The organism is Microbacterium sp. HMWF026, from assembly GCF_003061325.1.
In the GTDB taxonomy this organism is placed as follows: Bacteria; Actinomycetota; Actinomycetes; order Actinomycetales; family Microbacteriaceae; genus Microbacterium; species Microbacterium testaceum_E.
Genome location: NZ_QAJB01000255.1, coordinates 1 through 4,960, shown reverse-complemented (window position 1 = coordinate 4,960; position 4,960 = coordinate 1). Strand labels below are relative to the sequence as shown.

The window sequence follows — 4,960 nt, the reverse complement described above, 5'->3', positions numbered from 1 at the left end:
GTCCGAGCCCGGTATTTACCTAGCTTTTCTAGTGTTCTACTCATGAACGCAACAGCCGCATGGCGGGGCTCGGACCTCGCTCGCCAGATCGTCGTCCTCTCCGCCCTGTCGTTCATGCTGATCGCGGCGGTCATCGGCGCCGGGGCCTTCGGCAGCACCGCGGTCGAGGATCAGCAGGGCGGAGCCCTCAGCACGAGCGGTTCCTACCTCGCCCCGGCCGGGCCCGCCTTCTCGATCTGGTCGGTCATCTACCTGGGGCTCATCGCGTACGCGATCTGGCAGGCCCTGCCCGGTCAGCGTACGAACCCCCGCCAGCGCGCGCTCGGCTGGCTGATCGCGCTGACCATGACCTTGAACGGCCTGTGGCTGGTGGCGGCGCGCTTCGGCACGCTCTTTCTCACGGTGGTCGTGATCGTGCTGCTCCTCGCGGCCCTCGGCTGGACGTTCCGCGTCGCGGTCGCGACCCGCGAACCCCGGGGCGGTTTCGCGGACTCCGTGCTGATCGACGGCGTGACCGGTCTGCACCTGGGCTGGGTCACCCTCGCCACCGTCGCCAACACGGCCGCGTGGCTCACGACCATCGTCCCCGCGGAGTGGGAGGGCGCGGCGGATGCCATCGGCATCGCCGTCCTGCTCGTGGTGGCCCTCATCGGTCTGGCGATCGCGTGGCGCAGCGGCTGGCGCGTCACGCCCGCGATCGCCCTCGCGTGGGGTCTGAGCTGGCTCGCCGTGGAGCGCTTCACCGGTGAGCCGCAGAGCGGACCCATCGGGGTGACGGCGATCATCGTCGCCGTGATCGTGCTGCTGCCGCCCGTCGCGGTGAGCGTCCTGCGGCTGGTCCGCCCGGGCGTCGACTGAGCGCCTAGGCCTTCGCGCTCCCCCGCGCAAGCGGCACGCGCACCACGGCCGTGGGGCGTGTAATCGGGCCGTGGACTCGCTGCCTCTCGCTCTTCTCGTCGTCATCTTCGTCGCCGCCGCCGCGGTGGTGTGGGTGGCCGGCATCCAGCTCTCCAAGGCGACCGACGTCCTCGATGCGCGCCTGCATCTCGGCAGCGCGCTGGGCGGGCTGATCGTCCTGGCGGTGGCCACGAACCTGCCCGAGATCGCGATCACCGTGTCGGCCGCGATGGCGGGCAACCTCGAGGTGGCCGTCGGCAACATCCTGGGCGGGATCGCCCTGCAGACCGTGGTGCTCGTGATCCTCGACGCGTTCGGCAAGCGCGGACGCGGGGTGAAGCCGCTGACGTACCGCGCGGCATCCCTCACGCTGGTCCTCGAGGGCCTGGTGGTGGTCGCCGTTCTCGCGGTGGTCATCGCGGGCAGCCAGCTGCCGGACGGCCTCGAGGTGCTGCGCCTGACCCCCGACGTGGTGCTCATCGCCGCCCTGTGGATCGTCGGTCTGATCCTCGTCCAGCGCGCCGGTGCGCACCTGCCGTGGCACGAGGACGGCCGGGCTCCCGACGCGACACCGAAGCCCGCGAAGACGACCGACCGCAAGAAGATGGGGACGAAGAAGGCGGTCGTCGTCTTCTCGCTCTCGGCGCTCGCCACGCTCGGGGCCGGTGTGGTCCTGGAACGCGCGGGCGACGCGGCCTCGTCGCAGATCGGCCTGTCGGGAGTGCTGTTCGGCGCGACCGTACTGGCACTCGCGACGTCGCTGCCCGAGATCTCCACGGGTCTGCAGGCGATCAGGCAGGGCGACGACAACCTGGCGATCAGCGACATCTTCGGCGGCAACGCCTTCTTGCCCGTGCTGTTCCTGCTCGCCACGGTGATCTCGGGGTCGGCCGTGCTGCCGCGCGCGAACGGCGCCGACATCTATCTGACGGCCCTGGCGGCGCTGTTGACCCTCGTCTACGTGGTCGGGCTCATCTTCCGCCCCCGCCGCCGCCTCATCGGTATGGGCGTCGACTCGTTCGTCGTCCTCGTGCTCTACGCGGTGGGGGTGGCCGGGCTGTTCGCGGTCGCGGGCTGAGCCCGATCGCGACGCGTCATCGCCCCCGGCCGGCGATGCTCACGCCGTCAGCTCCACCACCACCGCCTGCTGCGGGTTCTGCACCGGCGGACGGATGCCGGCCTCGGCCAGCTGACGACCGGTCAGCACCGTGTCGTGGTGCGCCCACGGCAGCGGCGACTGCGCCGGCTCCTGCACGACGCCCCCGGGGGTGACCAGGCGCACGCGGTACGAGCGGTCGGGGTCGAGTCCGGGCAGCCGCACGCGTCCCGCCGGCGAGGCGATGAGCGTCTGGGTCTGCGCGATCGTGAAGAACGCCCGGTCGCGACCGGCCGCGACCACGCCGCGCACGTCGAGGCCCGGGTCGGTGGTGTCGACGTTGACGAGCCGCCCGGTCGCCACGAGCGGGCGCACCCGCCGCGCGAGGGCCACCCACTCGCCCACGAGCGCGCGGTCGCGGTCGTCGAGGGTCGTGAGGTCCCACTCGATGCCGAAGTGCCCGAACAGCGCCACTGCTCCGCTGAACGCGAGCGAGACGGCGCGACCGGTCGAGTGCACGTGCGGGGTGGTCAGGTGCATGCCCATCATCTCGGGCGGAACGACCAGCGCGGTGTAGCGCTGCGTCTCGAGCCGCTCGACGGGATCGAGGCAGTCGCTCGTCCAGATGCGGTCGGTACGGTCCAGGATGCCGAGATCCACCCGCGCCCCGCCCGAGGCGCAGCTCTCGATCTCGAGGCCGGGGAACGCGGCCTTCAGCTCGTCGATCAGCCGGTAGACGGCGAGCGTGTGGGCGTGCACGGCCGAACCGCCGCCGGGACCGGTCGCGGCATCCACGAGGTCGCGATTGTGGTCCCACTTGACGTAGGCGATCGGGTAGGTCCGGAGCACCTCGGTCATGCGCTCGAGGATGTAGGCATACGCGTCCGCGTTCGCCAGGTTGAGCACCTGCTGCTGGCGGGCGGAGGGCGGCAATTCGTCGCGGCCGCGCAGGATCCATTCGGGGTGGGCACGCGCGACGTCGCTGTCGGGGTTGACCATCTCGGGCTCGAACCAGAGGCCGAACTCCATGCCGAGTCCGACGACGTGGTCGGCGAGCGGGCTCAGCCCGTCGGGCCAGACGCCCTCGTCGACGTACCAGTCCCCCAGTCCCGCGGTGTCGTCGCGGCGGTGGCGGAACCAGCCGTCGTCCAGCACGAACCGTTCGACGCCGATCTCGGCGGCGACGTCGGCGAGCTCGAGGAGCTTCGGCAGGCGGTGGTCGAAGTACACCGCCTCCCACGTGTTCAGCGTGATCGGGCGAGGGCGCGCGGGGTGCTGCGACCGTGCCCGCCACGCGTCGTGGAAGCGCGCCGCGAGCTGGTCGAGGCCCTCGCCCCACGACCCGTAGACGGTCGGCGACGACACCTCGCCGCCGGGGCCGAGCACGATCTCTCCCCACGCGGCGAGCTCCCCGCCCGCGAGCAGCGCCTCGCCCAGCGGCAGGCGTTCGGCGAGGACGCGCTGGTTTCCGCTCCAGGCGACGTGGATGCCGTGCACCCGGCCGTTCTCGAAACCGAAGCCGGGGCGCCCGGCCGCCAGCAGCAGCGTCGCGTCGGCACCGGGGCGCCCGCGGCGGCTCTCGCGCACGTGCGTGCCGAAGGTGAAGGCGTGACGCTGCGAGGAACGCTCGCGCAGGTGCCGGCCGGTCGTGTCGAGGACCTCGGTGGCGTCCCACGGCAGCGGGAACGTCGGCTGCAGCGTCTGGACGACGAGATCGTCGACGCCGTCGTTCACGACGGTGAGGCGCTGGGTGACGAGCCCGGCGGCATCCACGTCGAGCTCGACGCGCAGGCGGATCGCGCGCTGCTCGTCGACGAGGTGCAGGGTCGCGCCGGTCGACCGGGGCTCGGCGGATGCCAGGGAGAAGACCGTTCCCTGCACCACTCCGCCGCGCCCGCCCTCGAACCCGGGAGTACCGGGCCAACCCGCCGCCGCGGTCGGGACGAGGGTCAGGCGAGGGGTCTGGTCGATCCCGCCCGAGACGCGCTGCGGTTGCGCCGCGACGACCATCGACGACAGGTCCTCCGGCGAGAGGTCGCCGAGGTCGGGCCCCCAGTGGATCAGGGCGGGAGCGGTGAGGTCGACGACGACGCTCGTCCCCCCGTTGCGCAGGTGAAGGGCCGTCGGGGCGGAGTGCGACATGGCATTATTTTTATCACGGAACATATTGGTCGACCCGACCGGCGAAGGAGGATGCCGTGCTCACCGAGAGCGAGTCCGCCGTCGCCCGCGAGGTGCTGCTGCACGGGCCGATCTCGCGGCGCACCCTCGCCGCGCGCCTGCGCCTCTCGCCCGCGAGCCTGACGCGGCTGGCTCGCCCGCTCCTGTCCGCCGGCGTGCTCGTCGAGCTCGACGATGACGGCGACGGCACGGTGGGCCGCCCCTCGCGCCCCCTCGACATCTCGCCCGCGGCGGGGACGTTCGTCGGCGTCAAGCTCACCGGCGACCGCGTGCACGTCGCGGCGACCGACATCCGCGCCGACCTGCTCGACGCGCGGGACCGGCCGCTCGACGACCCCTCGCCCCGGGGCGCGTGCCTCGCGATCGTCGAGGCGCTCGAGGCCCTCGGTCGGGACGACGTCCGCGGGGTGGGCGTGAGCCTCGGCGGGCACGTCGCCGACGGCGTCGCCGTCCATGCCCCGTTCCTTGACTGGCACGACGTCCCCCTCGCCCGGACGCTCGAGGACATGCTCGACGTCCCCGTGGCGATCGAGAACGACGTCGTGGCCCTCGCCGAGGCCGAACGCTGGTTCGGGGTGGGGCGCGGCATCCCCGGATTCCTCGTCGTCACGATCGGCGCCGGGGTGGGCCTGGGCCTGGTCGTCGACGGTCGAACGGTGCGCACTCCCGACGCCGGGATCGGCACGGTCGGCCATCTGCCGCTCCGCGCGGACGGCCCGCCCTGCCCGCTCGGGCACCGCGGCTGCGCCGACGCCCTGCTGACCACCACCGCGATCGAGCGGCGGG

The 4,960-nt window shown here is 72.6% G+C and carries 4 protein-coding genes; 3 read left to right on the top strand and 1 reads right to left on the bottom strand.

Going from position 1 to position 4,960, the window contains the following annotated elements:
• The first annotated feature begins 42 nt into the window (after positions 1-42).
• Positions 43-858 (top strand): tryptophan-rich sensory protein, encoded by an 816-nt coding sequence (locus DBR36_RS10035; protein ID WP_108319023.1) that lies wholly within the window; start codon positions 43-45, stop codon positions 856-858.
• 70 nt (positions 859-928) lie between these two features.
• The gene (locus DBR36_RS10030; RefSeq protein ID WP_108319021.1) at positions 929-1,975 is read left to right on the top strand and encodes a sodium:calcium antiporter; all 1,047 of its coding nucleotides are present in this window, start codon (positions 929-931) and stop codon (positions 1,973-1,975) included.
• Between the two features lie 39 nt (positions 1,976-2,014).
• Here DBR36_RS10030 and DBR36_RS10025 read toward each other — a convergent pair whose 3' ends face one another.
• Positions 2,015-4,135: an alpha-galactosidase gene (locus tag DBR36_RS10025; RefSeq protein WP_108319019.1), complete on the bottom strand. Its 2,121-nt coding sequence runs from the start codon at positions 4,133-4,135 to the stop codon at positions 2,015-2,017.
• Positions 4,136-4,191: 56 nt separating this feature from the next.
• Here DBR36_RS10025 and DBR36_RS10020 point away from each other — a divergent pair.
• On the top strand, positions 4,192-4,960 hold a 769-nt coding region (locus DBR36_RS10020; RefSeq protein ID WP_108319017.1), incomplete at its 3' end, for an ROK family transcriptional regulator.

Excerpts from the sequence above, each read along its gene's own strand:
- DBR36_RS10035 (WP_108319023.1), top strand. The coding sequence starts at position 43 with ATGAACGCAACAGCCGCATGGCGGGGCTCGGACCTCGCTCGCCAGATC.
- DBR36_RS10025 (WP_108319019.1), bottom strand. The coding sequence starts at position 4,135 with ATGTCGCACTCCGCCCCGACGGCCCTTCACCTGCGCAACGGGGGGACG.